At 44.6% G+C, this 25,761-nt stretch carries 24 protein-coding genes; 15 read left to right on the top strand and 9 right to left on the bottom strand.

All coding sequences use genetic code 11. The annotated features are described in order from the left end of the window. Position 1: 1 nt before the first annotated feature. Positions 2-1,183, bottom strand: a complete 1,182-nt coding sequence (locus QMA04_RS00420; RefSeq protein WP_290183576.1) for a glycerate kinase family protein — start codon at positions 1,181-1,183, stop codon at positions 2-4. Between the two features lie 238 nt (positions 1,184-1,421). Continuing rightward, positions 1,422-1,991, bottom strand: a complete 570-nt coding sequence (locus QMA04_RS00425) for a YdeI/OmpD-associated family protein (RefSeq protein WP_290183577.1) — start codon at positions 1,989-1,991, stop codon at positions 1,422-1,424. Positions 1,992-2,368: 377 nt separating this feature from the next. Here QMA04_RS00425 and QMA04_RS00430 point away from each other — a divergent pair, with 377 nt between their 5' ends. From QMA04_RS00430 to QMA04_RS00450, 5 genes are all read left to right on the top strand, one after another. Next, a complete protein-coding gene (locus QMA04_RS00430) occupies positions 2,369-2,821 on the top strand; it encodes a helix-turn-helix domain-containing protein (RefSeq protein ID WP_290184016.1) in 453 nt (150 codons plus the stop codon). Positions 2,822-3,069: 248 nt separating this feature from the next. Further along, the gene (locus QMA04_RS00435; protein WP_191714573.1) at positions 3,070-3,564 is read left to right on the top strand and encodes an LURP-one-related/scramblase family protein; all 495 of its coding nucleotides are present in this window, start codon (positions 3,070-3,072) and stop codon (positions 3,562-3,564) included. Between the two features lie 183 nt (positions 3,565-3,747). Beyond that, positions 3,748-3,933, top strand: a complete 186-nt coding sequence (locus QMA04_RS00440) for a response regulator (RefSeq protein ID WP_203340361.1) — start codon at positions 3,748-3,750, stop codon at positions 3,931-3,933. Continuing rightward, the gene (locus QMA04_RS00445) at positions 3,902-4,270 is read left to right on the top strand and encodes an ATP-binding cassette domain-containing protein (protein WP_290183579.1); all 369 of its coding nucleotides are present in this window, start codon (positions 3,902-3,904) and stop codon (positions 4,268-4,270) included. Before QMA04_RS00440 ends, QMA04_RS00445 begins: the two co-directional genes overlap by 32 nt. After that, the gene (locus tag QMA04_RS00450) at positions 4,263-4,616 is read left to right on the top strand and encodes an ABC transporter permease (protein ID WP_191714575.1); all 354 of its coding nucleotides are present in this window, start codon (positions 4,263-4,265) and stop codon (positions 4,614-4,616) included. Before QMA04_RS00445 ends, QMA04_RS00450 begins: the two co-directional genes overlap by 8 nt. Before the next feature lie 10 nt (positions 4,617-4,626). Here the strand turns inward: QMA04_RS00450 and QMA04_RS00455 are convergent, their stop codons facing one another. Continuing rightward, positions 4,627-4,854 (bottom strand): hypothetical protein, encoded by a 228-nt coding sequence (locus tag QMA04_RS00455; RefSeq protein WP_191714576.1) that lies wholly within the window; start codon positions 4,852-4,854, stop codon positions 4,627-4,629. A gap of 369 nt (positions 4,855-5,223) precedes the next feature. Here QMA04_RS00455 and QMA04_RS00460 point away from each other — a divergent pair, with 369 nt between their 5' ends. The 8 genes from QMA04_RS00460 (at position 5,224) to QMA04_RS00495 (ending at position 15,762) form a co-directional block, all read left to right on the top strand. After that, the gene (locus QMA04_RS00460; RefSeq protein WP_290183580.1) at positions 5,224-5,805 is read left to right on the top strand and encodes a VanZ family protein; all 582 of its coding nucleotides are present in this window, start codon (positions 5,224-5,226) and stop codon (positions 5,803-5,805) included. A gap of 29 nt (positions 5,806-5,834) precedes the next feature. After that, a complete protein-coding gene (locus QMA04_RS00465; protein ID WP_191714578.1) occupies positions 5,835-6,527 on the top strand; it encodes a response regulator transcription factor in 693 nt (230 codons plus the stop codon). Next, entirely contained in the window at positions 6,511-7,617 is a 1,107-nt protein-coding gene (locus tag QMA04_RS00470) for a sensor histidine kinase (protein ID WP_290183581.1), read from the top strand. The genes QMA04_RS00465 and QMA04_RS00470 overlap by 17 nt, the downstream gene beginning before the upstream one ends. Positions 7,618-7,898: 281 nt before the next feature. Continuing rightward, positions 7,899-9,812, top strand: coding sequence for a PTS mannitol transporter subunit IICBA (locus QMA04_RS00475; protein ID WP_290183582.1), 1,914 nt, complete (start codon positions 7,899-7,901; stop codon positions 9,810-9,812). 96 nt (positions 9,813-9,908) lie between these two features. Beyond that, positions 9,909-11,996: a BglG family transcription antiterminator gene (locus QMA04_RS00480; protein ID WP_290183583.1), complete on the top strand. Its 2,088-nt coding sequence runs from the start codon at positions 9,909-9,911 to the stop codon at positions 11,994-11,996. Positions 11,997-12,000: 4 nt separating this feature from the next. After that, positions 12,001-13,140, top strand: a complete 1,140-nt coding sequence (locus tag QMA04_RS00485; protein ID WP_290183584.1) for a mannitol-1-phosphate 5-dehydrogenase — start codon at positions 12,001-12,003, stop codon at positions 13,138-13,140. A gap of 351 nt (positions 13,141-13,491) precedes the next feature. Then, positions 13,492-14,991, top strand: a complete 1,500-nt coding sequence (locus QMA04_RS00490; protein WP_290183585.1) for a malate:quinone oxidoreductase — start codon at positions 13,492-13,494, stop codon at positions 14,989-14,991. A gap of 129 nt (positions 14,992-15,120) precedes the next feature. Then, entirely contained in the window at positions 15,121-15,762 is a 642-nt protein-coding gene (locus QMA04_RS00495; protein WP_290183586.1) for an O-methyltransferase, read from the top strand. A 59-nt stretch (positions 15,763-15,821) separates the two neighbouring features. Here QMA04_RS00495 and QMA04_RS00500 read toward each other — a convergent pair whose 3' ends face one another. From QMA04_RS00500 to glcT, 4 genes are all read right to left on the bottom strand, one after another. Beyond that, positions 15,822-16,364 (bottom strand): ECF transporter S component, encoded by a 543-nt coding sequence (locus tag QMA04_RS00500; protein ID WP_203340352.1) that lies wholly within the window; start codon positions 16,362-16,364, stop codon positions 15,822-15,824. Between the two features lie 97 nt (positions 16,365-16,461). Continuing rightward, entirely contained in the window at positions 16,462-17,283 is an 822-nt protein-coding gene (locus tag QMA04_RS00505) for an endonuclease/exonuclease/phosphatase family protein (RefSeq protein ID WP_203340351.1), read from the bottom strand. 97 nt (positions 17,284-17,380) lie between these two features. Beyond that, positions 17,381-19,417, bottom strand: coding sequence for a glucose-specific PTS transporter subunit IIBC (gene ptsG, locus QMA04_RS00510; RefSeq protein WP_290183587.1), 2,037 nt, complete (start codon positions 19,415-19,417; stop codon positions 17,381-17,383). 163 nt (positions 19,418-19,580) lie between these two features. Further along, a complete protein-coding gene (gene glcT, locus QMA04_RS00515; protein ID WP_191714587.1) occupies positions 19,581-20,423 on the bottom strand; it encodes a glucose PTS transporter transcription antiterminator GlcT in 843 nt (280 codons plus the stop codon). A gap of 251 nt (positions 20,424-20,674) precedes the next feature. Between glcT and QMA04_RS00520 the strand changes: the two genes are divergently transcribed. Then, positions 20,675-21,556, top strand: a complete 882-nt coding sequence (locus QMA04_RS00520) for a Cof-type HAD-IIB family hydrolase (protein WP_191714588.1) — start codon at positions 20,675-20,677, stop codon at positions 21,554-21,556. A 146-nt stretch (positions 21,557-21,702) separates the two neighbouring features. Here the strand turns inward: QMA04_RS00520 and QMA04_RS00525 are convergent, their stop codons facing one another. Both QMA04_RS00525 and QMA04_RS00530 read right to left on the bottom strand, forming a co-directional pair. Then, positions 21,703-22,677, bottom strand: a complete 975-nt coding sequence (locus tag QMA04_RS00525; protein ID WP_290183588.1) for a cation diffusion facilitator family transporter — start codon at positions 22,675-22,677, stop codon at positions 21,703-21,705. 167 nt (positions 22,678-22,844) lie between these two features. Then, a complete protein-coding gene (locus QMA04_RS00530) occupies positions 22,845-24,104 on the bottom strand; it encodes a YeeE/YedE family protein (protein WP_191714590.1) in 1,260 nt (419 codons plus the stop codon). A gap of 228 nt (positions 24,105-24,332) precedes the next feature. Between QMA04_RS00530 and mnmH the strand changes: the two genes are divergently transcribed. Then, positions 24,333-25,382: a tRNA 2-selenouridine(34) synthase MnmH gene (mnmH, locus tag QMA04_RS00535; RefSeq protein ID WP_203340345.1), complete on the top strand. Its 1,050-nt coding sequence runs from the start codon at positions 24,333-24,335 to the stop codon at positions 25,380-25,382. The last annotated feature ends 379 nt before the right edge of the window (positions 25,383-25,761 follow it).

A 25,761-nucleotide genomic window follows, 5' to 3' on the forward strand; every position in this document is an offset into this window, starting at 1 on the left:
TTTAGAGGGACACCTTCTTTAATATGCCCTGATCAGTCATCCTCCAGCCGATGGCTACTTTCCGCAACGCGGAGTAAGTGCTTTCCTCGATCCATTTCGGTGCATTTATCATAGCCGATTCCATTGAAACAGGTTTTTGAATAATACTGCTGTATGCATCTATCCCTGCCTGGTAGTTTAATTCTGCTCCTTCTCCAATGGTTCCCGTAATTGCAATTACCGGAATATGGCTTGTTTTGGCGATTCGCGCCACTTCCGATGGAATTTTTCCGTTCGGCGTCTGGAAGTCCAAGCTGCCTTCTGCTGTAAATACGATATCTGCTGTTGAAATTTCTTTTTCTATATTGATAAAATCCATAATGATATCGAAGCGGGGATGCAGGATTGCATTGGTAAATGCCAGAAGTCCTGCCCCTAATCCTCCAGAAGCACCGCTCCCTGGCAATGAACGGACATCTAATCCTGTTTCGTTCTGTATAGCTCCCGCATATTGCTCCAATGCTGAGGATAAGACATCCACCTGTTTGGGAGTTGCTCCTTTTTGTGGTCCGAAAACGCGCGCTACACCTTTTCTTCCGCATAAAATATTCTTCCAATTACATGCGACATCGATGGATATATTCTTCAACCGGCTATCTACATTTGCTGCAAGAAGAGAGTCCACTTCCAGTAAATCTTCTCCTCCTTTGATCTGGACCGGTTGTTGTTTCTTATCAAAAAATTGGACGCCTAATGCCTGGGCCATCCCAGCGCCGCCGTCTGAAGTGCCGGAATCTCCACAGCCGATCAAAATATGGTCTATACCAAAATCGAGAGCAGCAACAATTAATTCGCCTACTCCATAAGTTGTCGTTTTTAAAGGATTCCGTTCGTCATGGGGAACAAGTTTCAATCCTGCCACTGCTGCCATCTCAATAACTGCTATTCGTTTGCCGTTCTCTTGGTAAAAGCCGAAGTAACTATCAATTTTCTTTCCGACAGGCCCGGTCACTTTTTTATTGATGATCATCCCGTCTTTTATATTGATAATGGTTTTGACAAATCCTTCACCGCCGTCAATCATTGGAATCACAACTGTATTAATCGATGGATCAAAACGTCTGACGCCCCGATCCATTGCTGCTGCAACATCTTCTGCATCCAAGCATTCTTTAAAACCAGAAGGTACGATTACAATTTTCATCTCTAAACTCCTCCTAAAACATTGATACTCTCTAAGCTACCCGGGAAATATGAGAGGAACATGAGATGAACATGAGAATTCGAATAGAAATTAGTAAAATACTAGAAAATAATTTAATTAACCCATAAAAAGAAGACAATAAGAGAGTGACCAAAAAGACGAACTATAAAAGGCTTTTGCTTAAGCCTTTTATAGTTCGTACTTAATCAGACCATTTGCATTGGATTTTTGGTGGTTTTCAATAATCAAGCAGCCGCCCATTGTCATGCCATTGGCCATACATTTTGTTTTCTTTTGTCTGTTCAATAAGTTTGTCCAACCTTTTATTGAAAAGTTCAGGGTCATGTTTATAACTTTGGATGGTATCGATTCGGATTCTTTTATAGGATTCAGGGAAGTTCAGGAAGTTTTGATAAACTTGCTCCTCTTTTTTCAGACGTGCTTCAATCTCCTCATCGATGACAAAGGACTCCGGACGCATATCAGGCAAAACCCGCCGTCCTCTTTCCGTCATCAACCCCAATTTTTCTAATCTTCTTATCCGCTCTTTATTCAACTCGGTAAAATTGCTGTTTTTCTTCCGCGGCGAAAGACGTTGGGCTGTCTCTGTCTCGGAGAGTTTCTTTTTTGTGCTGTCGATCCAACCAAAACATAAGGCTTCTTCAACTGCGTCCAAGTATTGAACGACTCCAAGCTGTTCTTTCACACTGACAACCACCCAGCAGAATTTCTCCGTTGCGGAATTTTCTGCAAGCCATTCCCTCAGTTCCTGCCGGGTCTTCACATCGATCAGATTTTCAATTTCCATTTTGGCCCCTCCTTTTTATCAGAGATAATTGCCTTTAGTATAACGGGTAAATAAGTTGGTATGAAATAGATGATCGGCCTAATAAAGGAGTAATCTGGACAAGAATCCTTATTGTTGGAATTTCCAGATATAGTAAATCCAACTATGACGAAACGGAATACTTTATAGCACACCTAAGGAAATCGGGGAGACCTGGTTCCTTTATTTTTTGGGGTTGTATAGTAAAAGAAAGGGAGAAACTGCGAGTTGCTGAAACTCCGCTATACATCGTTCACCAAGGCAGCAAGCAGAGGTTGCTCCTTAGTGCGCCCAGAACTCGCTTTACTTTGCTCTGTCTCTTCATAATACTGAAATTATAAGGAAAGGCGATGAATGCCATGATTTTTAGTGAACGATTAAAAAGTGAAAGAGAAAAAAAGGGGTGGTCCCAGGCAGAACTTGCTGAAAAGATTCATGTCAGTCGACAGTCCGTTTCGAAATGGGAGACAGGGAAAAACTATCCGACTATCGAAGTGATCATTGACCTCAGTGATCTGTTCGGTATCACGATAGATGAATTATTAAGGAGTGATAAGGAGTTGAAGGATAAAGTGATTCAAGACAGTAAACAATTGGCTCACCCGAAGTGGAAAACGTTTTTTGATACGGTATTTATGGTGGGGGTAGTTTTATTGGCAGTAAAAATTATACTGCTCGCTTCAAATTATTTCTTTGGGACAAACGTTGTCATACCGGAAGGAGCACCACGGTTTATTTCCAACTTCCTGCCGTTGTTCTTGATGGTGGCCGGTGGAATTGGCGGAGATTCTTTGAAAGATAAATACATTTAAGAAATTACCGCATGATGAAAAAGCAAAGAGGAGCCGGAAAATCGGCTCCTCTTTGTCTGCTTACTGCCCTCTTCATGGGTTAACTCATAATGTGGGATGCCACCGGCAATATCAGCCCCATTCCTAAATCGCGTGCTTCTTCAAAGGCTTTCCTACATAATAAAGAAAACGCGAAATATAAGCAGAAAAGGTTTGTTATCTACACTTCTTTATATGATCCTCAGTCTGATAAAAAGGAGACGATTAGGATGAATGAACTCTACATCAAACAAAAGGTATTCAGTTTAAGCGGCAAATTTACCGTGAAGGATAAGCAACAGCAGGATGTCTATTATGTGGAAGGCAGCTTTATGCAGATTCCTAAAACCTTCTCTATTATGAATATGGCCAGAGCTGAAGTTGCGCTCATCACCAAAAAGACATTCAGTTTTCTGCCGAAATTCTTTGTTGAAGTAAACGGACAGGAGCGGTTGACGATCCAAAAAGAGTTTTCCTTGCTCAAAGCCCGCTATACGATTGATGGAACTGGAATTGAAATTCGTGGGAACTGGTGGGATATGGATTTTCAAATCCTGCAGAACGGGGAAGTGATCGGCCAGGTGAACAAAGAATGGTTCAGCTGGGGAGACAGTTATAAAGTCCAAATCTTGAATGATGAGATGGAGGAAGTGGTCATCGCCATTGTCGTAGCGATTGACTGCGTCAAGGCTGACCAGGCTGCAGCAGCTTCCGGAGGCGCATAGCCTTGTTGTAAAGATGATTAAGTTTTTTTGAAAGTTGCTGAAACAACGGCAGCTTTTTCTTTGTTTTTCAGAAACTCGAACCTAAATAAGCAATAAAAAAGGAACACTGGACTCCCATGTGGAATGAAGGAGAAGAAACTATCGGTAAACATATTATGGAACTGCTCAGAGAGAAGGATGACGATGAACGAATTGATACTGCTCGTTGAAGATGATCAGCAAATTCATGAGATGGTGTCGAACCATCTGCAAAAAGAGGGGTATAAGGTCAGATCTGCATTTGATGGTGATGAAGCGCTGCCCATTTTTTCACAGCAGGCAATACGGCATCACTTTATTGATTTCCAGCCACAACCTGGCGGAAATTGAACATATTGCCGATACGATCGGGGTAATCCGAAAAGGAAAACTGATCAAGGAAGCTTCGATGGACGAAATCCGCAGCACGCATGCCAACCACATGGAATTGGTCGTAGCGGATTATCCAAAAGCGGCTTTTGTGCTGGAAAATGAATTGAAGGCGTTGAACTTTCAGGTGAAGGAAGACAGAGGTTTCATTCATATTTATGATGACCAGCTCACACAGAATGACGTTATCCAGGCGATGGTCCGAAGCCAAGTCAAAATCGGTGCGCTCAATGATAAAAAGCAGCCTCTCGAAGATTATTTCCTGCAGCTCATAGAGGGAGGCGATTCGCATGCTTAATCTGATTAAATTGGAAATGAAAAGAATGAATTTGCCGGGGATCGCTTTAGCATTCATTTTGATCAATGCGGCGATTGTCGGCATGCTCTTGTTGTTGGGGACGGAGCCGGACGCTGTAGAAGAGTTTTTTTCAAGTGCTGAAGACATCATGATGCTGATTGAACTGCTCGTAGTCGCTGCTTTTGTCATTTATGCCTCGGTCCTGCTATCTACTATGATCATTGAAGAATTTAAAAATAAAACAATTACCGTCCTATTTATGTACCCGGTCAGCCGAAAGAAATTGCTGCTGGCTAAGCTGATCATCATCAGTTTGCTGACTTTTTTTTCGTCATCGCTTCGGTGATCATTGTGTTTTACAGCTTTTCCATTTTTAATGGGATGTATTCGTTCACTCCGGTTGTATTACCGTCCGCTCTGCTGGGAGAATACGCCATCCACCTGATCGTTATAGCTATTGCTTGTGCCGGTTTATCATTAATCCCCTTGTTTTTTGGCATGATGAAGTACTCTGTTCCGGTGACGATCGTCTCCTCGGTTTTAATCGTGGCGCTTTTGTCTTCATCTGTCGATCCGGCAGGCACCAATCTGCTCTCCTATACAGCTGTCCCTCTTTTGCTTGGAATTGTTGGATTCTTTGCAGCGACTTTGGTGGTAGGCAGAGCCGTAAGGCAAAATTTTTAAAAGAAAACATGAATGAGAATGCTTTGAGGTTTTACATTCCAGTGATCTCCATAAATTGGCCGATCCAAAAACACATCAATCATAAAGAAGCAATTCTTTGGCCGTCAAATGGCTAAAGAATTGCTTCTTTTTTTATTTTCAACATTAACTAATCCTTTCTCTTTTCTTAAGAAAAACTTTAAAAATGCTGATTATACTTTAGTTATCCTTTGAAAGAAGGCATGCCGGCTACAAGGCGAATAACATAATCACTGCTAGGAGGAAGAAATATGAATGATTCCATCATCTTCACCATCAATTCGAGTTCCATTTTGTTGCCGTTATTTTTGATTTTTCTGGTCTATTTGCTGGTTTCCACCTTTTTCAAAAGGAATTATTATGGAATGGGCCAATTTACGCTGGTGCTGTCTTTCGCCATTTATTTATTGAGTATGCTGCATTTGGTGATTTTTCCGATTGAAGTGAATCTGGGTGAATACCGCAACCTGACCCCATGGTATAAAGCGGCTAACTTTATTCCGATTCTAACGATTGATGTAAAGACTTTTGTGTTGAACGTCATCATGCTGGTGCCATTCGGCATGTACCTGCCATTTTTGAACCGGAAAATCCAATCTATTAAACAGGCGGCTCGCCTTGGGTTTTATGTCAGCTTATCATTCGAACTCACTCAATTAGTGATTAGGATCTTGCTCGGAAGCGGAAGAAGTACAGATATAAATGATTTGATTGCGAATACATTAGGCGCTGTGATAGGGTTTTTACTAATAAGAAAAGTTTCGAAAATTTCATTGGCTCAATCCGTTTTCCATAAATTCAGCTTGGAAAAAAGAGCTGGAATAAATCGCTAGGACGGATTTTGCAGAGGAGAGGAACGAAAGTGAGCCAAACTGTTTTAATTGTGGACGATGACCGTGATATTGCGAGGCTGGCAGAGATCTATCTGAAAAACGAAGGATATTCTGTCCTTCAGGCGCAGGATGGGATAGAGGCGTTGGCAGTCATCGATCGTGTCCCTGTCGACTTGATCGTTTTGGATATTATGATGCCCCGCATGGATGGCATGGAATTCTGCCGGCAAGTGCGGAGCGACAGCCAGGTGCCGATTCTCATGCTGAGTGCCAAAGTGCAGGACATGGACAAAATCACGGGCCTCATGACAGGCGCCGATGACTATATGACGAAACCGTTTAATCCGTTGGAATTGAATGCCCGGGTAAAAGGCTTGCTTCGGCGCGCAAACTACATTCCGTCCGGCAAAGAGCATGCAAGCCTCCAGATCGGTTCCTGGATCATCGATAAAAAAGGCCATCAGGCCAGTATCCATGGCAAAGAAATCAAATTGACTTCCAGTGAATTCGATATCCTTTATTTGCTGGCTAAAAATCAAGGTACTGTCTTCAGTTCGGAGGAAATCTTCAAGCAATTGTGGCAGGAAGACAGTATGGGTTCAAATAAAACAGTCATGGTGCACATTAAGAATCTTCGGGACAAGATGCAGGCAGCCAGTCCCGGGGATGCGCTGATTCAAACTGTTTGGGGAGTAGGCTATAAAATTGAAAAAAGTCATTAAATTTATTCCCGTTTGGAAATTGCTGTTGTATGTTGTCTTGGCACTCTTATTGACAGCGGGAACAGCCCAAATGCTTCTCTATGCCTTATTTTTTCTGGAAACTCAATCTTCCCGTATCGCACAGTTCATCGAATTAAGCGGCACGTTTGGTTTAGTGCCTTTCATCATCTTGTGTATTCTGCCCTTTACTTTGTTTTTATCTCTTTTTTATCTTTACGAACGGCAGAACTATACAGAAAGCATGATGAAGAAGTTGATGGGTGAAATGGAAAACATCGCCGACGGACGCTTTGTTCAGGAAATGACAATGGAAGACGATGGACTGATAGGAGAATTAGCCGCAAAAGTAAATCAGCTCCTTCTGCAATTGGACCAAGCGAAAAACGAGCAAAAAAAGGCAGCTGAAGTAAAAAATGACTTAATCACCAATGTGGCCCATGATCTCCGCTCACCATTAACATCCATTGTCGGCTACTTGGACTTGATCAACGAAGATCGGTATAAAAGTGAAGTGGAGCTTAGGTATTACATTCAGATCATCCATCAGAAATCCCACGAGCTCAACCAGTTGCTCAATGATTTATTCGAGTACACCTTGGTGCAGAATAAAGAGGCACTGATCAATCGAGTACCGATCAATTTGGAAGAAATGCTGAACCAATTAGCCGTCCAGTTTCAATTCCAACTGAAAGAAGCGGGTATGGAACTTCGGCAGCACGGTGCATTCACAGAAAACCCCTTTGTTATGGGAGAAGGAATAAAATTGGCCAGGGTGTTTGAAAATTTGATTCAAAACGCCATCCGCTACGGCAAACAAGGAAAGTATATCGATCTGTCAGCAACCGAATCAGAAAATCTCATTCAAATTGAAATTGCGAATTACGGCCAACCCATTCCAAGCAGCGATTTGCCCTATTTGTTTGAACGATTCTATCGGGTTGAAAAATCACGTTCCCAGTCTACAGGCGGTTCAGGATTAGGCTTAGCTATCGTAAAAAGCATCTTGGATCTGCACGATGGCCAGATCCACGCAACAAGTGCATTCGATAAAACTGCTTTTGTCGTCACGCTTCCTAAAAAGAGTGAGTAAACCTTTACATCGGTGCAAAAAACCACGAAAAAAGACTGTCCTATCGTCATGCTTCAGGCGAAAGGGCGGTCTTTTTCTGTAAAACAACAAGCTTGTCACGACAAGCCCGACAAAGTTGACTTTCCTTATTATTGAATACGCTTCCATTTAAGCGCTATGATAAAGGAACATCATAAGAAGTGAAAAATTAGAAAGCGACCGTCTTAATTAAATGAGTTGCAACGGCAGTCGCGCTTATCCGTTTAGAGTAATTACCTAAAAACTTAAAAGGAGAGGATCACATGAACGATTCACAAATGAAAGTTCGGGTACAAAAGTTCGGCAACTTCTTGAGCTCCATGGTTTTACCGAATATTGGTGCGTTTATTGCTTGGGGATTGATCACGGCGTTGTTTATTCCAACCGGATTTTTCCCGAATGAAAAATTCGGCTCATTAGTAGGGCCAATGGTCAACTACATGTTGCCGCTGTTGATCGGGTATACAGGGGGTAGACTCATTCATGGCCAGCGGGGTGGAGTAGTCGGGACGATTGCGACAATGGGCGTCATTGTCGGAGCTCCTGATACACCGATGTTCCTGGGTGCCATGATTATGGGGCCTCTGGGAGCTTATGTCATCAAAAAGTTTGACCAATTGATCGAAGGAAAAGTCCGGACCGGTTTTGAAATGCTGGTCAATAACTTTTCTGCCGGTATTTTGGGCGGGGCACTTGCCCTTCTTGCATTTTCTGGCGTAGGGCCGGCTGTAAGTGCGTTTACCTCAGTTCTTGTTTCAGGGGTGGACTGGTTGTTGGCGGCTGGACTCTTGCCGCTGACCAGCATATTGATCGAACCGGCGAAAATTTTGTTCTTGAATAACGCCATCAACCATGGTGTGTTAACGCCTATCGGACTCGAACAGGTTCAACAAACCGGGAAATCAATCCTGTTCTTGCTCGAAGCCAATCCAGGACCAGGGCTTGGAGTACTGCTTGGATTTATGTTGTTTGGCAAAGGCATCGCGAAACAGTCTGCTCCCGGAGCTGCCATCATTCATTTCTTCGGAGGCATTCACGAAATTTATTTCCCTTACGTATTGATGAAGCCGATGTTATTGCTGGCTGTCATTTTCGGCGGAATGAGCGGAGTGTTTACGCTTGTCTTAATGGGCGGCGGACTGGTCGCACCGGCTTCCCCGGGAAGCATTTTGGCTATTGCAGCGGTGACACCGCCTGAAGGAATGGCATATGTAGCGAACTTTGCTGCCGTCATTGTGGCAACAACCGTATCGTTCCTCATCTCAGCAGTCGTCTTGAAATCAAGCAAGCAGACAGATGAAGATATAGAAGAAGCAACGAAAAAAATGGAACAGATGAAAGGCAAAAAGAGTTCTATTTCCCGGGAAATAACGTCACCGGCTGCAGCAGGCAATGGTGCTTTTCCGGCAAATGTGCAAAAAATCGTCTTTGCCTGCGATGCTGGAATGGGATCGAGTGCCATGGGTGCTTCGCTTTTGCGCAAAAAGGTAAAAGAAGCGGGATTGGGCGTAACGGTGACCAATACGGCCATCAGCACAATTCCAACAGATTCTCAAATTGTCATTACGCAGGAAAAATTGACGCCGCGTGCTGAAAGCAAGGTTCCGGATGCTTACCACATTTCTGTTGATAATTTCCTGTCGAGTCCTGAGTACGATGCATTGATTGATCGTCTGCAAAATAGTGGAACGGAAGAACAACCCGAGCTGGTTGAAGAAAGTGGAGCGGTGGTTCCCCATGCAGCGGAAGACGACCAGCTGTTGTTGGAGGAAAACGTCTATTTGGGGCAGAAGTTCCGGACAAAAGAAGAGGCGATCCGATTTGCAGGCCAAGCATTGGTCAGAGGCGGATATGTCGAAGAGTCCTATGTGGATGAAATGATGAAACGAGAAGAAATCACGACAACATACATGGGCAATAACGTCGCCATTCCGCATGGCACGGAAGAAGCCAAGAAATCTGTTCTTAAATCAGGCTTTACTGTTGTTCAGGTGCCAAATGGAGTAGACTTTAATGGAGAAAGTGCAAAAATGATTTTCGGCATCGCCGGAAAAGACGGCACGCATTTGGAAATCCTTTCAGGAATCGCCGTCATTTGCGCTGAACAGGAAAACGTGGACCAATTGGTGAATGCTAAATCAGCCAAAGAGTTAATCGCCATCATCAACAGCAATTAAATAGCGACAATGGAAAGGCGGGGATTCCTGCCTTTTTGTTCTATTTACATTTCCGGGTCCGGCAGAAGGCATTCTAAAGTGAAATGAGTGAGATGAATGTTTATCACATTTAGGGAAAAGTCCATTATCGAATTGATTGTCAGGACCTCGGGCCAGCATACCGTACAATCGCTGTCTTCCTATTTGGCCGTCAGTGCCCGGACCATCCAACGGGATTTAAAATCAATCGGAAAAATGCTGAAGGATTTTGATTTAACCGTCCAGCGTACGGCAGAAGAAGGTCTTTTTATTGCAGGGAAAAACGAACAGGTCTACCGGCTGATACAAAATTTGATCAGCGTCAGCCCGGCAGATGAAACTCCCGAAGAGAGAAAGCTGAAATTGCTGATCATTTTAATGGAGGAAGGCCCCTTTTTTAAAAAACAGGTGCTGGCCGGCCAATTGGGAATCAGTACGGCCACTTTAACGGCTCATTTGGAGGATTTAACCACATGGTTGCAGAAGTTCTTTATTGAAGTGTCGATAACGAGAGGCGTCGGAGTGGAAGTAGAGGGCACGGAAGCCAACAAACGCCATGCCATAAGCAATTATGTTCTCGCTTATTTTTATGAAGAAATGGTCGAATGCCTGTATTTTCTTCAACAAGGGAAAAAGCAGGAAGAGAAAATCCTTAGTTATTTTTCGCCGGACTACCTGGCTGCTGTCGATGAACTGGTGAATCGAAAAATCAATAAAGAACAAAACCGGTTGGCGGATAGCGATTATATGGGACTGGTCGTTTACAGTTGCCTGGCTCTTCAGCGGACACAGGCCGGATTCCTGCTGGATCAGGCAGCCGGAATCGAAAATGATTCCGGCAATGAGTACCAATTGATGGAAGAGATTTGCAATGAATTGAAAGAGCGTCTGCGCATCCAGCTAAGTAAGGCCGATGTCCATTTTTTATCGGTGATTTTAAAAGGCTCGAAAGTACAGGAGGCTGACTTGGCCTATTATGACAATGTACTGCTTGGGCGTCTGATCAAAAACCTGATCCTCGATGTTTCGGAGCAGCTGCATGTCGACTTGGTGAATGATTTCTCGTTGTATCAAGGGCTTCTTGCGCATATGGGTCCTTCCATTTTTCGTTTAAAGCAGCACCTTGAATCGTTCAATCCTTTGACGGACGAAATCAGACGGAAATATCCGGTATTGTTTATGGCGGTCAAGCAAGGGTTGGAAAATGAATTCAAGGACTTGGCGTTTTCCGCAGATGAGACAGCCTTTATTGTCCTGCATTTCGGTTCGGCTTTACTGATGAACGAGGAGCAGGTTCGGATTAATGCAGTCGTTATTTGTCCGACAGGCATCGGGACCTCCAAGATGCTCGCAAGCCGGATCCAAAAAGAGCTCCCTGAAATCAATTCAGTGGAAGTGCTATCGCTCAATGATTTCCAAAAAACGCATTTTCAAAATTACGACCTGGTAATCTCGACAATCCGGCTGCCTGTTGCCGAAGTCGATTATATTATGGTCAGCCCTTTGCTGAGTGACAGGGATATCGGCTATATTGAAAGCTATTTGCAGAATAACGTGGAAAAGCTAACCAGCAACAAGCATTATTTGAATCCTAAAGATTTGCCCGAAGCACAAGCCGCTAGCAACCAGCCTACTATACAAACTATGCTGCGGGAAATAAAAGAAGTACAAAGCAGCATGGAAGCGATCCTGGCCAATTTTAAAGTCATCCACACACCGTTGGCAAAAGATCATTGGGAAGTGTTGCAGGAAGTGGTTGAAATGGCCGAAGCGGCTGGATTGCTAACGGATATAGCCGCGGCCATGCTGGAACTGAAAGAGCGGGAGAAGAAAGGCGGATTAGGCATTCCGGATACCCATATGGCGCTTTTCCATTGCCGAGAAGATTCGGTTCAAGAGCTGCTCTTTCAAGTGATCCATTTGGAGGTGCCCCTTACCGTTAAAGGGATGGATGGAGAAGACATGCAGATGAAGAACCTGCTGCTCATGCTGGCTCCTGAAAAGCTGACGGCCAAAGAGCAGGAAGTGCTCAGTTTGATCAGCACCAGCCTCATTGAAAGTGATGGATCGAGGATGATTTTTTCATCTTCCAATGAAAAGGCAATTCGGCAGAAGCTCGAGCATATTTTCTTGGATTATCTACAAAATAATTTGATAAAGGGATGATTAGATGAGACAAACCGTTCATTTTGGAGCAGGAAACATTGGCAGAGGATTTATTGGGGCTTTATTTTCCGAATCAGGCTATCACGTGACCTTCGTGGATGTGGCCGAACAAGTCATCAATAAGCTCAATGAAGAAAAAGGCTACCAGGTGAAGCTTGCTCAATCACAGGAAGAAACGATCAGCATCGGAAATGTTTCAGGCATCAACAACATGACACATGAAGATGACGTCATTGAAGCAATCCAACAGGCTACGTATTTGACTACAGCGATCGGCCCGAATATCCTGCCGAGAATCGCACCGCTGATCGCCCGCGGGTTGGCTAAACGTGTGGCAGCAACAGATGACAAACTCTACGTTATCGCTTGTGAAAATCAAATTGGCGCAACGGATATCCTGAAACAGCATATACTGGATAATCTTGATGAAGAGACGAAGAACCAGTTGGAAGGAAAGGTCTATTTCTTCAACTCAGCCGTTGACCGCATTGTGCCGATACAGGATCAAAGTTCATTGGACGTTTTAGTTGAACCGTATTACGAATGGGTCGTGGAAACGGCAGAAGACATTCCACAGGTAACGGGCATGAAAATGGTGGCAGACCTTGCACCGTTCATCGAACGGAAGTTGTTTACCGTGAATACAGGACATGCCGTCATTGCATATCTTGGTTATCTGGCAGGAAAATCGACGATCGACGAAACCTTGGCTGATGAGGAAATCGTCACGCAGGTAAGAGAAACGCTGAAAGAAACCGGGGCGTACTTGGTGAAGGAATACGGCCTTGATGAAGAAGAGCATCTCGCTTACATCAATAAAAACATTGAGCGTTTTAAAAATGCCTACCTCAACGACGGCGTCACCCGAGTGGGACGTGCACCTATCCGGAAGCTGGGTCCTGAAGACCGCCTGATCCGTCCGGCAACGCAGGCGCAAAAAGCAGGCTTGCCTTACACGCATTTAGCCAAGGCAATTGCAGCTGCGCTATTGTTCGACCATCCAGAAGATGAAGAGGCAATGAAGATACAAGAGATGATCCGTGAAACGGGTCCAGAAGGTGTCCTGAAAACAATCAGTGGCCTGTCGGAAGACAGCGATATAACCAAAGAAGTGGTGCGTCAGTATAAGACATTACAAGGCTGACAATAGGTGTCAATAAAAGCTGGATTTCCATAACAAAATAGATTCTATAGTGTGCTGAAAAGATACAATAGCCGCTTTATAAAAGAAAGCCCAAATGCTGACATTCTGGAGAATGACTGCATTTGGGCTTTTCAGGCTTAATTCCTCTTAAAACGGGCATCTTTCTTTTTTAGCTTTAGCACTTGAGGTATAATAAACAGGCAAAATCAAATGGGTATAATCCGGAAATATGATATAATTATATAATTGAAGCAGAAAAGGTGTGTTTTTTGGTTGTACCTGGCTTTTTGTATTATTTGATCAGGAGCAAGCTGCACCTATTTGCAAATATACGGGATAAGGAAGGTTATAATGGACAACCTACAGAAAAAAAGAAACGTCATCTTAATCGGTGCTGGCGTCATGAGTGCGACTTTAGGGTCTATGCTTAAGGAATTGGCACCAGACTGGAACATCAAAGTATTTGAAAAGCTTGAAAAAGCAGGGTCTGAAAGTTCCAATGAATGGAATAACGCAGGAACAGGACATGCTGCACTTTGTGAGCTTAACTATACACCGGAACAGACTGATGGCTCGATCGACATCAAAAAAGCCATCAACATCAACGAGCAGTTCCAACTTTCGAGACAATTTTGGTCTTTCCTTGTAAACAACAAACGCATCAGCAATCCGCAGGACTTCATCATGTCGATTCCTCATATGAGCATGGTTCAGGGAGAAGACAACGTTCGTTTCCTAAGTAAACGATTTGAAGCATTATCAGCCAGCCCTTTGTTCAAAGGCATGGAATATTCAGCTGACCCTGCAAAATTGAAAGAATGGATTCCATTAATCATGGAAGGCCGTCCTTCTGGTGAAGCGATTGCTGCTACAAAAATCGACTCCGGGACTGACGTCAACTTTGGCGCTTTGACGGAAATGCTGTTCGACCACTTGCAAAAAGAACAAGTCGAAATCAATTACAAACATGCAGTCAAAGACATTAAACGCAGTGGCAATGGCATATGGGAAGTAAAAGTTCAGGACTTGGCAAACGATAAAATTGAATACCACAACGCTGACTTCGTCTTTATTGGCGGCGGTGGCGGAAGCTTGCCATTACTTCAGAAAACAGGCATTCCAGAATCCAAGCATATTGGCGGATTCCCGGTAAGCGGACTGTTCCTGGTCTGCAACGATCCTGAAATCGTTGAGCAGCATCATGCGAAAGTATATGGAAAAGCGAAAGTCGGAGCTCCACCGATGTCCGTACCGCATTTGGATACACGCTTTATCGACAACAAAAAATCCTTGCTGTTCGGACCATTTGCTGGATTTTCTCCGAAATTCCTGAAAACAGGATCGAATATGGACTTGATCGGATCTGTAAAACCGAACAATGTCTTCACGATGCTGGCTGCAGGAGCAAAAGAGTTGTCATTGACGAAATACTTGGTTCAGCAAGTCATGCTGTCAAATGAGAAACGCGTAGAAGAATTGCGTGAATTCATTCCGACTGCCAAACTTGAGGACTGGGATGTAGTCGTAGCAGGACAACGCGTACAGGTTATCAAAGATACGGATAAAGGCAAAGGCACTTTGCAGTTCGGTACAGAAATTGTAACGGCTGCCGATGGCTCGATTGCTGCATTGCTGGGAGCTTCTCCAGGTGCATCCACAGCTGTACATGCGATGCTGGAAATCTTCCAAAGATGTTTCCCGGATCATGTGGGCGAATGGGAACCGAAGATTAAAGAAATGGTTCCGTCGTATGGCATGTCCTTGTCTGAAAACCCGGATCTTCTTCAGGAAATCCATACTTCAACTGCGAAAGCACTTCAATTGGACGAAAAAAGCCCAATCGAAATATGATAATAGCCAAAGCCCCTTGCATCAAATCTGATGCAAGGGGCTTTTTTTGGACAGTTGCGAATGCAAAGGGCTACAATTCAATTTATACATGGTTAAAAAAGTAAATTAACAAAAAAGGAGTTTCTGAGCATGAAAAAAATCAATCAATACATTGAGACTGTTTTCACTGAACAAGATTCAGTATTGGAAGGTGTCATCTCTTCTATTGAAGAAAAAGGCATGCCATCGATTTCCGTATCACCGTCATCCGGAAAACTGCTGACGATGCTGGTTTCGGTCGCGGGCGCCAAAAACGTATTGGAGATCGGGGCGCTTGGCGGGTATAGCGGCATTTGCCTGGCGCGCGGATTCAACAGTCCTGAAGGGCGGCTGACTTCCTTGGAGCTTGAAGAACAGTATGCTGAACTGGCCCAAAGCAATCTAACGAAAGCCGGGTTTGGTGAACAGGTTTCGTACATGACTGGAGCGGCTTTAGAGAACCTCGGCAAACTGGCCGCAGAAAACCGGAAGTTTGATTTCTTCTTTATCGATGCAGACAAAGTGAACTACGAAAATTACTTGAATGGCTGCCTGAAGCTGGTAGAGCCTGGTGCATTAATCGTAGCGGACAACGTATTGGCAAGAGGGACGGTCGCAGATGACGCAGCTGAAACGAGCCGTCATACCGAAGTGATGAGGGCATTCAACCAGGTCGTGGCAAACCATCCTCAGCTCGAATCCTTATTGATTCCAATAGGTGACGGCCTGACCGTATCGAAAGTAAAGAACTGAAAAAAAGAGCGTGTCTGAATTTCAGACACGCTCTTTTTTGAATAGCTTCGCATAAAAGCTTATTTAAAAAACGGAGTTTTCTTTAAAGCGACGGCTACTGGAATCGCGATGATCAGTCCAACTGTATTTTGGACAAGATTTCCGGGGATCGAAGCGGCCGGAATAATCCAGCTGCTGAAAATGATGGCTTCACCGAGGTAGTAAATAGCTACCATTAAAGGGATTGAAACGACAGCGGCTAAAATATTGAAACCTGTGCTGCCGCCTTTTCTGCCCCCGGACCACGCAATCTTTCCGACCAGGTAACCCTGCAGGCCGCGCGCTAAGAAGGTGATCGGTGCCCACAAAGTCCAGCCGGAAACCAAATCGAACAGCCCCATGCCGATCGCACCGGCAATCATTCCTTTTTTAGGGCCAAACAAGATGGCAATGACGAAAAGCATGGCGGTCCCGAGATGGACAAGCCCGCCATTTGCTGCAATCGGCAGGCGGATGTTCAATAACAAAGTAGCGACAAAGACAAGTGCAATGGCCATAGAGCTTAAAATCAAATCAAAAGTACGGGAATTGGCTGCGGGTGAATAGCTGGTTGTTTTCTGCATTATTGGTTACCTTCCTATCTTTTCTTTTTCAGATAAGATTAGCAGAGGACTGAACCAGTTGAAAGTGCCAATTCTGAACAAAACTTAGGGGTCAGTTTTAAATTGACTGGGATGATTCTGATTCTTCAGGAATACGCACTTCAACTTCTACGCCGAAATGGTCGGAGAGGATGGACTTATTCCGGTTGTTGAAAATGACTTTGGACGACAGCACCGGGAAGGGTTTACTCATTAAAATCAAGTCGATGCGCAGGTCTTGCTTATTGTCATTCCATCCAGTAATTTTCCCTTCAACAGTAGTTCCCTGATCTTTCTGATCGGCCAACTCATACGTATCGTAAAGGCCGTGGCTGATCAAGTAATCATAGCCCTCTCCCCGCAGCGCAGCGCTGTTGTTGAAGTCACCCATCAGAAAAACAGGTGAATCAGTTTCCATCTGCTGCAAAAGCCTGTCTGCCTGCTGTTTGAAAGGTTCTTCTTCGTCTGTCCACCAGCCCATATGGCAGGAATAGAAGGACATTGGAAGCCCGCAAAAGTCGATTTGGGCACCGATGATTTTGCGCGTTTTCCAATAAGTGCTGTCTGTGCTTAAGCTGACGAAAAAGGATTCCTCTTTACTGATTGGGTATTTCGTCAATATCGCGACGCCTTCTTCATAGATGCCATAAACCAGATGCGAAAAACTCCAAACAAATGAATAATCGTGGACACCAATTTTTTCAAGTTCCTCCAGCAGTTTGATGCCGTAATTATCCTTTTTGATATCTCCGTAAAGCAGTTCGGCATCAATCGATTGATTGACTTCCTGAAGCGCGATGACGTCATAGGCTTTCTCTTTGATGGTATCTGCCAAATACCGTATTTTTTCAAGTTGATTTTCTTCGTGCCAGGCATGGCAGTTCAAGGTCAAGAGTTTCATCTGTTACAGCTCCTCCATTTAATCATTTATAAAGTAAAGCCCGGCTGCATACGGAATTTTTTCGAATACAGCCGGGCTTTTAAAGGGTCTTTCTAAATTAAACGACAGGCTCCCCATGTACAATTTCCATGATGTCCATATCTTTAGCTGCTATTGAGCCGGACTTTTTAAGCTTGATCGATTGGCCTTCTTCAAGGTTCGTGAAGACAACTGGCGTAATGATGGACGACGCGTTTTTAGCGATGTAATCCAAGTCCATTTCCATCAGAAGCTGTCCCTGTTCAACAATATCGCCTTGTTCAATATGTGAAGTGAAACCTTCACCTTTCAAATTGACTGTATCGATACCGATGTGGATCAGAATTTCTGTGCCGTTGTCTGCCGCGATGCCAATGGCATGTTTGGTAGGGAAGACCGTAACGACTGTGCCGTTTACCGGAGAAAAGACTTTTCCTTCTGCCGGTTTGATGGCAAACCCATCTCCAACCATCTTGCCTGAGAATACCTGATCAGGTACTTCTGAAATCGGCAGGAGTTCACCGGTAATCGGGCTGTTGAATTCTAAAGGTGTTTCTGTAGCCGCTGCTGTTTCAGCAGGAGCGGCTGTTTTTGTTGCTGCACGAGGCTTTTTGCCGCTGATGATGTCTTGCATTTGGCCACGCAAGCTGTCGGAGACAGGTCCGAAAATAGCCTGGATGTTATTGCCGACTTCCATAACACCGGATGCACCAAGTTTTTTCAATCTGTTTTTATCAACATTGCCTTTGTCTGCTACGCTGACACGGAGACGCGTGATACATGCATCCAAATGGGTGATGTTTTCTTGTCCGCCCATAGCGGCAAGGATTTCGTATGGCAATTCGCCAACTTCTCCTGTTTCTTCATCGCCTTCTTCATCTTCTTCACGTCCAGGTGTCATCAAGTTGAATTTCTTGATGGCAAAACGGAAACCGAAGTAGTAGATAACCGAGAACACAAGACCGACGATAATGACCCAGAACCATTCCGTTCTGCCCGGCAGAACGCCGAAGAGCAGGAAGTCAATCAGACCGCCGGAGAATGTCATACCGATTTTAACGTTTAGCAAATGCATCGTCATGAACGACAGACCCGCGAAGACCGCGTGGATGCCGAACAGGACAGGTGCTACAAACAAGAATGAGAACTCAAGCGGTTCTGTAATTCCTGTCAGGAATGAAGTCAAAGCACCTGAGAGCATGATGCCGCCGACAATTTTCTTTTTCTCCGGACGTGCACAATGGTAAATGGCAAGTGCCGCAGCCGGAAGGCCGAACATCATGAACGGGAATTTACCGGTCATGAATGTACCGGCAGTAAATTCCACACCGTCCTGCAGTTGGGCAAAGAAGATGCGCTGATCGCCGCGGATGATTTCACCTGCAGCATTTGTATATTGGCCAAATTCAAACCAAAACGGTGAGTAGAAAATATGGTGCAGGCCGAAAGGAATCAATGAACGTTCAATGGTTCCGAAAACGAACGCCGCAAGCGTGCGGTTTGTTTCAAGCATAAAGTGAGATAATGTGTTCAAACCGGTTTGGGCAAATGGCCAAACCATGAACATGACGATTCCGAGAAAAACCGCGGAGAACGCCGTGATGATTGGAACAAAGCGCTTTCCTGCAAAAAATCCTAAAAACTGAGGCAATTGGATATTGAAGAATTTATTGTACATGAATGCAGCCAGTACTCCGACGATAATCCCGCCGAAAACGCCTGTCTGGAGTGTCGGGATGCCCAATACATTGGCATATGCCGGGTCAGCGGTCATTTCCAGGGTGATGCCGCCAACGGCTTTCATGGTGACGTTCATGATCAGGTAACCGATGATGGCAGCAAGTCCTGCTACTCCATCACCACCGGCAAGGCCGATTGCGACACCTACAGCGAACAGCAAGGGCAGGTTGTCGAAAATAACGCCGCCGGCTTCCGCCATGATGAATAATAATTGCTGAATCCAGCCAGCTCCCATAAACGGAACCGCTTCCAAAAACGAATCTTCTGCAAAACTTGTACCGAAAGCCAACAGGATACCGGCAGCCGGCAAGAGTGCAACTGGCAGCATGAGTGCTTTACCGACTTTTTGCAGCGTGCCGAAAAAATTGAATGACATATAGTTTCCTCCTCGATGGTGCGAATATAAAAAATGGCCAACTGAACACATAATAAAAGGCATGAGCAGAAAAGGAAAAAGTCGATAAAAGGGCAGAAATGTCCTGTTGGTCAACTTTTCATCTTTTCATACTCATGCCTGATCGAATCAGTAACACGTATGGTCAGAATTTATGTGTCAAGCGCTGCAGATGAATCGTCAAATACATGACTTCAGCTTCATCCACGGGCTTATTCAATTGGTTTTGCATAACTTTAATGAGCTTCCAAGCAAGATTATAGCACACCGGATATTCGCTTTTCAACATGGCGGCTAATTTATTTTCTTCTCCCAAAGGCGCCCCTTTATCGGCCCTGTCGATGGCTCGGTGAAGATGCTGGATAAGGCGATGGTAGTCGATATTGTCTTTTTCCAGTTGGATGTCCAGGCTGTCTTCAATGATCTTCACCATTTTTGAAAGAAGCGCATGATACCGGTTAATATCGCGCAGGGACTTGTCTGTGACGGCGCTGTGGATATGCAAGGCGATAAAACCGATTTCCCCTTCAGGAAATGAAACACCGGTCCGCTCTTCGACTTTTTTCACCACGTCTTTGGCTACCAGGTATTCTTTGGGATACAAAGATTCAATTTCAAACAGAAAAGGATTGGAAAATTGAATGTCTTTTTTTGCCCGGTTAATGGCAAAGGCGATATGGTCAGTCAATGCTACGTGGATATGCTCGTTCAATTCCTTACCCATTTTTTCTTCAATGAAAAGCAGCAGCTCATGGATGAAAGCAATCAGCTTTTCTTCGATATAAGGAAGCAAATTGACGTATTGTTCCATTTCCTTTTCGTCTTTCAGCAAAAATGTTTTATCAGCTTCATCAAAAGGGATTGTATCGCCTTTTTTTCGATTAAAACCTAGTCCGTTGCCGATCAGGACGACTTCTTTATAAGCATCGTGGTGGGCAATGACAACATTATTATTCAATATTTTTTGAATGGTCAAGATCTGTTTCATTTCAACCTCCATCTGCCGCCTGGCTTAATGCCGGTCTGACTAGCTTGCACCAATGTTTTTTTCTTATCGGATAAACGGTGACTGGCACCGAAAATAAAAATCTGAAAAATTTTGTATCCTTTATTCTACCATTTCTATCCTTTCTGCAATAGGGTTTAATCCGGGCAGAAATAGGCATTCATTGAGTTTAGAAAAAGCAAAGCGTATACTGAGGCTGAATCATTTGTACTTAACGATCAGGAGGTCATACAGTGGCAATCAACCCTAAAGCCATCTTTTTGGATATGGATGGCACCATTTTAAATCATTTTAACGAAGTGAGCCTGGATACGAAAGAAGTTATAGATAAACTGCGAAACGAAGGCATATATGTTTTTGTGGCGACAGGCAGATCCGCAGATGAAGTGGCAGAGATGCTTCCGGAAGGATTTGCGGTGGATGGCATCATCACTGCAAACGGCATGGCGGGATACATTGGAGACGAAGCCGTATTTGAACATTCACTGCCAATGGAGTTGGTGGAAACCATCCTGGCAAAAGCGCGTGAACGCAAAATCTATTACGAGCTGTTCCCGCACGGCAGCAATCGCTTGGTGCTGGAACAGGACAGAGCATTTGTCGAAGCCGCTGTTCGAGATCCAAAACCAGATTCCGTTCAGATCAACGAATGGATTTCCCGCCAAAAAGCGATTGAAGAAGAAATTGAATGGACAGACGAAATAACCGAATCTCATTTTTCGAAATTTTACTTTTTCGCAAGAACCCGTGAGGAAATAAACGATTGGAAAATCGAATTGAAACAGCTGCAAAAAGACATGAAATTCACGATGACTCCATCTTCTCCGCATAATGCCGAAGTCATGGTGGCCGGTATCAATAAAGCATCTGGAATCGAACAGATGCTGGAGCGTTTCGGTTTAACCGGTTGTGAGACATTGGCCATTGGAGACAGCGATAACGATGTCAAAATGTTCGAGTATGTCACGCATGCCGTAGCAATGCAGAATGCAGCAGCACATATCAAGGTTCTGGTGGATGAAGTGACAGAATTTACTTGTGATGAAAACGGCGTCTATCATTACCTGAACACAAAAGTACTGGCTGGCATCAAGGCAAAAGCACCAAGATTGTAAGAGTGGAAGTGAAGGAAAGGAAATTTGACAGATGCCCCCTTGCATAGGTGGATTGCCATTTTGCATTTTCTCATGAAAACAACCCGTTCCAGAAAAGGAAAATCCTTTTCGGAACGGGTTGTTTTTTTGCCATAATATTAGTGTTGTTACTCGTCCAAGGCTTTGTTCCATGTAGGCAGACCATCGTCTTCGTCAAACTCAATGATGATATCAGTGACGTTTTTTACGTTTTCTTTGATTTTTTCTTCGATGTAATCCCGAAGATCATCGGCTTCTGCGATGGTCATTTTGGGATCGACTTCAATCTTCAGTTCAACATGGAGGCTGTCGCCTTCTTTAATAACATCCAAATCCTGAATGTCGTTGATTTGGGGATGCTGCAGGATCCGGGCACCCATTCTGGCCTGCATTTTCACATCGGCAACGCCAAGAGCTCCTGCCGCGTTATCCAAGAAGATGCGGCCGACGACGAAAATAAGAGCGACACCGATAATGATGGAGGCATAGCCGGTAGCACTGTGGAAAGGCGTATAAGTAGAGATGACAATGGCCAGCATCGCAAGAAGTGCTCCGCCGACGGCTACATTATCTTCTAAAAAGACCAGTTTCGAAGCAGGATTGGCGTCTTTTACATGCCGATAGCTTAGAGGAATCATTTTCAGTCCTTTTGTTTGTTCTTTAGGCAAGTGTTCCGTAATTTCTTTCATGGCTTTGTAAAGAACAGCAGATTCCAATAAGGCTGCTGCGCCAAGTACACCGATATTCAGCCAGAACCAATCTTCCGAATGGGTTGCGTCGGAAATGTGATGGATCCCTTCCACGATGGTCTCATAAGCCAGTACCCCGACGATCAATACAGCCCCCAGCAACACCAGGTTGACCAAGCGTCCGAATCCTCCCGGGAAACGTTCTGTCGGTTCTTTTTTGCTGAACGCCGAACCGATGAAAACGAAAAACTGGTTGGCGGCATCACCGAAACTGTGCATCATTTCGGCAAACATCGCTACATTTCCGGTAATCAAATAGGCAGCGGTTTTAATAAGAGCAACTACAGTATTGACGATGGCTGCCAATAAAGCCGATTTGGTTCCGAACTTCATTAAGCCAAAAAATTCTTTCATAAAGTTTTCTCCTCTCCATTATGGCGTCGATTGGATTTAGCGCTATTTAGTTTATTTCCCTTAAGATGAACATTGAAAACCAAAGGGATCGAAAGGCATCTTATCGAAAAAATCCCACAAAAAAACAGGCGGTCGGGATGTCCCGACCGCCTGTTTTTAAAAGAAATTTAACACACGGAATCATTGGATTTAGGTACTGACAAACCGAACAATGGGCGGAGATACAAAGCCACAAAGGTTCCGGCTAATGCCAGGATGCCCCAAATATAACCATGAAGGCTGAATGACGCAATGCCGCCGAAATAAGCACCGATGTTGCAGCCGAATGCCAAACGGGCACCGTAACCCATCATCAGACCGCCGATTACAGAAGCGAAGAAGTTGCCTACTTTCACTTTCGTGAATTTGAACAAACCGCCGGCCGCTGAAGCGAGGAAGGCCCCAATGATTACACCGAAGTTCAAAATTGTCGTAGAATCTGCAAAAATTGAAGATTCGAGCATAGCAGCATTGGCACCTTGCCAATACCCCCAGCTTGCTACATCCACGCCGAAGAATTCAGCGATTTTTGAGCCCCAAAGAGCAAATGCCGATGTGATGCCCCAAGGTGTACCGCGGACCATCAATGTTACTGCATTTAATACAGCCAGAACGATCGCCGCTGCAAATAAAGGCCATGAACCGCGGAAAATCCGTTTCCATCCAGAAGCGGATGGCAGAGGTGCCATTTTCGGAGAACGTCTCTTTTTCTCAATAACCAAACTGATCAAAGCGACTAAGCCGAAAATGACAATCGATACAAGCCAAGCACCGCCATAACCGAGTCCGGTTGATGTGGCCAAAGAAATCGGCTCAAACGCCGGCATTTCTTCTGTCCAGAACGGTAAATGGTAAGCGCCGATGGTTGTTCCGATAATGAAGAACAGCAATGTCACGAACATGACAGTACGTCCGCCGCCAATGGCATACAAAGTTCCGGAAGCACAGCCGCCGCCAAGCTGCATGCCGATACCGAAGACAAATGCACCGACAACCAGACTGACGCCTACAGGCGAAACATAGCCTGCCACACCGGTTCCGAAGAACGAATAGCCATATGCCAAAATTGGAGCAAACAAAGTGACTGCCACAGCCAGCATCAGCATATGGGCCCGCATGGCTTGTCCGTTGCCGACCGATGCCAAGCGACGGAATGCAGAAGTGAAGCCGAAGCGTGCATGGAACAAGGTATAGCCAAGCAACAGGCCGATGATCAACAAGATAGGTTGTGAGATATGTTGAGTAGCCAACAAATAAATCGTCAACAAAGCGGCAACGACCAATCCGCCGACGATCAATGAAACTTGAGGACTATTTAAAGCTGTATCTTTTCGTGCAACCGGACCTTTTGCTTCGTCAACCGGTTGAACTTTCGTTATAGAAGTCATGAAATCATCCTTTTCTTAGTGAGTTAGTCGGGAATACTCCGTTATCATAATGCCTCAACCTTGCGGTGTCAACGAAAATCGCTCATTTGAATAGGGTAGATACTGGATTTGTAAGTTAAATAATAGAGTGCGTACCAAGTCAAAACAAGCAGCCAAAAACGAAAACTGCTCCAGATGGGTGTATACTAATAGAATGATGAAAAAGAGTGCGTGTTTGGAGGAAAATAGATGTTCAGTGATATTGCAGTAGAAGACTTGATTCCGTTAAGTGAAAAGAACAAAATGGTCCTGATCGATGTACGGTCGCCATCTGAATATAAGAATTTCTCGATTCCCGGCAGCATCAATATTCCTTTTTTTGATGATGCAGAGCGGGCGGAAATTGGAACTCTTTATAAACAAGTGAGTGTAGCGGCAGCGAAAGAGCGCGGCCTCGCGATTATATCTGCCAAACTTCCAGAGTTTGTGAAGCAATTTAAACAAGTTGAAGGCAATAAAACGGTATTTTGCTGGCGCGGCGGTATGCGCAGCCGGACAACAGCCACGCTCCTGTCGTTGATGGATGTCCATGTCAGCCGGCTGGAAGGCGGCATCCGTGAATACCGGAGATGGGTTCTCAATCAGCTTGAGCAGTCCGAAGCGCCTTTTAAGGCATATGTGTTGAACGGCCTGACCGGAACGGGCAAAACCCGAATTCTGAAAGCACTGGAAGAGCAAGGGTATCCGGTTATCGATCTGGAAGGGCTCGCCAATCACAAAGGCTCGATTTTTGGGCACATTGGCGTTGAACCCCATAACCAGAAAGTATTCGATTCCTTATTTGTCCAGCAATTTCGGGAACTGGAAAAAGCACCGTTTGTTCTATTTGAAGCTGAAAGTTCACGGATCGGCAAGGTAGTCATCCCCAATTGGGTGATGGAACTGAAAGCCAACAGCATCCAGCTCATCATAGACATGCCGATGGAAGAAAGAATCAAAGAAATCATCGAAGATTATCGTCCTGAAGAATATCAGGATGAGTGCATCGCCGCTTTCCAACGCATCAAAACCCGGATGCCACAGGATGTCTCGAAACAGATTGAAGAGGATCTGGAAACAGGTGAATTTGCTTCTGCTGTGCGTCTGTTGCTGGAGTTTTATTACGATTCCCGCTACAAGCACACCGGCCTTCAATATCCGGACCAGCAAAAGAAAGTACTTCAGGTCCGTAACCTGGAAGAAGCGATCGAAGCGATAAAAGAGCAGATTCCCGAACCTGAAAAGTCTTCGGTAAGCTGAGTCCTATCAAAATTGTAAGCGGGCTGTCCCATAAGGTCATGAAAAATGGCTTTTAGTGGGCAGCCCTTTTTTGCATACAAAAAAGGGCGATTGTCCATTTCGACGGACGCTTTCCGCGGGCACGGCCTCAGCCGGTTGCACCGTCTTCACCACGCGCTGTTCCCGCAGGAGTCGCCGTCTCCATTTCCATCCGCCAGAAAGCATCCGCCTAGCGCGCAGAATCTGGTTAAAAATAATGAAATTTATAATCATGCGCTAAAGCATATAAGTATTTTTTAGGTGAATCACAAGTGCAAACTAAAAGTAAGCTGAGTTGATTCACTCCAGGCAGTCAGTGATAATGAAGAGAACAGCAAAATTCTACAACTGTTTCCGGTAT

This window comes from Planococcus sp. APC 3900 (assembly GCF_030407735.1).
GTDB classification, from domain to species: Bacteria; Bacillota; Bacilli; order Bacillales_A; family Planococcaceae; genus Planococcus; species Planococcus notacanthi.